The organism is Luteibacter sp. RCC_6_2, assembly GCF_041360655.1.
Taxonomy (GTDB): domain Bacteria; phylum Pseudomonadota; class Gammaproteobacteria; order Xanthomonadales; family Rhodanobacteraceae; genus Luteibacter.
Map to the genome: position 1 here is coordinate 2,501 of NZ_JBFUPQ010000031.1, position 2,684 is coordinate 5,184.

Sequence of the window (2,684 nt, forward strand, 5' to 3'; positions counted from 1 at the left end):
TTCCGTCAGTAGCGACGAGCGAACGCGGACTAGCCCAAAAGTGTCGTACATTCTAGTCGAACCGCGTGGAAAAGCGGGCCGTAGACGGTGATAGCCCGGTAGACGAAAGGGTGCATGGCATGAAATTGAGTAAGGCGGGGCACGTGAAACCCTGTCTGAACATGGGGGGACCATCCTCCAAGGCTAAATACTCCTGACTGACCGATAGCGAACTAGTACCGTGAGGGAAAGGCGAAAAGAACCCCGGAGAGGGGAGTGAAATAGACCCTGAAACCGTATACGTACAAGCAGTGGAAGCCCGCAAGGGTGACTGCGTACCTTTTGTATAATGGGTCAGCGACTTACTGTCAGTGGCAAGCTTAACCGTATAGGGGAGGCGAAGGGAAACCGAGTCTGAATAGGGCGAATAGTCTCTGGCAGTAGACCCGAAACCGAGTGATCTATCCTTGACCAGGTTGAAGGTGCGGTAACACGCACTGGAGGACCGAACCCACATCTGTTGCAATAGATGGGGATGAGTTGAGGATCGGAGTGAAAGGCTAAACAAACTCGGAGATAGCTGGTTCTCCTCGAAAGCTATTTAGGTAGCGCCTCGTGCGAACACTGTTGGGGGTAGAGCACTGTTATGGCTAGGGGGTCATTGAGACTTACCAAACCATGGCAAACTCCGAATACCAACACGTGATACACGGGAGACACACGGCGGGTGCTAACGTCCGTCGTGAAAAGGGAAACAACCCAGACCCGCAGCTAAGGTCCCAAAGTCATAGCTAAGTGGAAAACGATGTGGAAAGGCATAGACAGCCAGGAGGTTGGCTTAGAAGCAGCCATCCTTTAAAGAAAGCGTAATAGCTCACTGGTCGAGTCGGTCTGCGCGGAAGATTTAACGGGGCTAAGCTATGCACCGAAGCTCGGGGTGCACACCTTTTGAGGTGTGCGCGGTAGAGGAGCGTTCCGTAGGCCTGTGAAGGTGAGTCGTAAGGCTTGCTGGAGGTATCGGAAGTGCGAATGCTGACATGAGTAACGATAAGGGGGGTGAAAAGCCTCCCCGCCGAAAGCCCAAGGTTTCCTCGCGCAACGTTCATCGGCGCAGGGTGAGTCGGCCCCTAAGGCGAGGCAGAAATGCGTAGTCGATGGGAAGCAGGTTAATATTCCTGCACTTTTCTACAGTGCGATGTGGGGACGGAGAAGGTTAGGTCTACCAGGCGTTGGTTGTCCTGGGGAAAGGCGGTAGGCATGATTCTTAGGCAAATCCGGGAATCTTTATGCCGAGCACCGAGACGAGTCCTATGAGGACGAAGTGACTGACACCACGCTTCCAGGAAAAGCCACTAAGCTTCAGCTGTAGAAAAACCGTACCGTAAACCGACACTGGTAGGCAGGGTGAGAATCCCAAGGCGCTTGAGAGAACTCGGGTGAAGGAACTAGGCAAAATGGCACCGTAACTTCGGGAGAAGGTGCGCCCCTTGGTGTGGTCACGTGCGTGACTGAGCATCGAGGGGTCGCAGTAACCTGGCCGCTGCGACTGTTTATCAAAAACACAGCACTCTGCAAACACGAAAGTGGACGTATAGGGTGTGACGCCTGCCCGGTGCTGGAAGGTTAATTGATGGGGTCAGCCGCAAGGCGAAGCTCTTGATCGAAGCCCCAGTAAACGGCGGCCGTAACTATAACGGTCCTAAGGTAGCGAAATTCCTTGTCGGGTAAGTTCCGACCTGCACGAATGGCGTAACGACAGCGGCGCTGTCTCCACCCGAGACTCAGTGAAATTGAAATCGCTGTGAAGATGCAGCGTTCCCGCGGCAAGACGGAAAGACCCCGTGAACCTTTACTATAGCTTTACACTGAACGTTGAGTTCTTCTGTGTAGGATAGGTGGGAGGCTATGAAACCGAGACGCTAGTTTCGGTGGAGCCATCCTTGAAATACCACCCTGAAGTGCTTGACGTTCTAACCTAGGTCCGTAATCCGGATCGGGGACCGTGTATGGTGGGTAGTTTGACTGGGGCGGTCTCCTCCCAAAGAGTAACGGAGGAGCACGAAGGTACGCTCAGCGCGGTCGGACATCGCGCACTGTGTGCAAAGGCATAAGCGTGCTTGACTGCGAGATCGACGGATCAAGCAGGTACGAAAGTAGGTCTTAGTGATCCGGTGGTTCTGTATGGAAGGGCCATCGCTCAACGGATAAAAGGTACTCCGGGGATAACAGGCTGATACCGCCCAAGAGTTCATATCGACGGCGGTGTTTGGCACCTCGATGTCGGCTCATCACATCCTGGGGCTGTAGCCGGTCCCAAGGGTATGGCTGTTCGCCATTTAAAGTGGTACGCGAGCTGGGTTCAGAACGTCGTGAGACAGTTCGGTCCCTATCTGTCGTGGGCGTTGGAGATTTGAGGGGGGCTGCTCCTAGTACGAGAGGACCGGAGTGGACGTTCCGCTGGTGTTCGGGTTGTCATGCCCATGGCATTGCCCGGTAGCTACGAACGGAAGTGATAACCGCTGAAAGCATCTAAGCGGGAAGCACGCCCCAAGATGAGATCTCCCGAGAGCTTGACTCTCCTTAAGGCACCATCAAGACTAGGTGGTTGATAGGCGCGGTGTGGAAGTGCAGCAATGCATTGAGCTTACGCGTACTAATGAGCCGTGAGGCTTGACCATATAACCCCAAGACGCTTCACCGTCTTA

At 54.1% G+C, this 2,684-nt stretch carries 1 rRNA gene (cut by a window edge); it reads left to right on the forward strand.

Features of this window, described 5'->3' with window-relative positions:
• A 23S ribosomal RNA gene (locus AB6730_RS18830) occupies window positions 1-2,657 on the forward strand; it begins 228 nt to the left of the window's first position.
• Window positions 2,658-2,684: the final 27 nt, after the last annotated feature.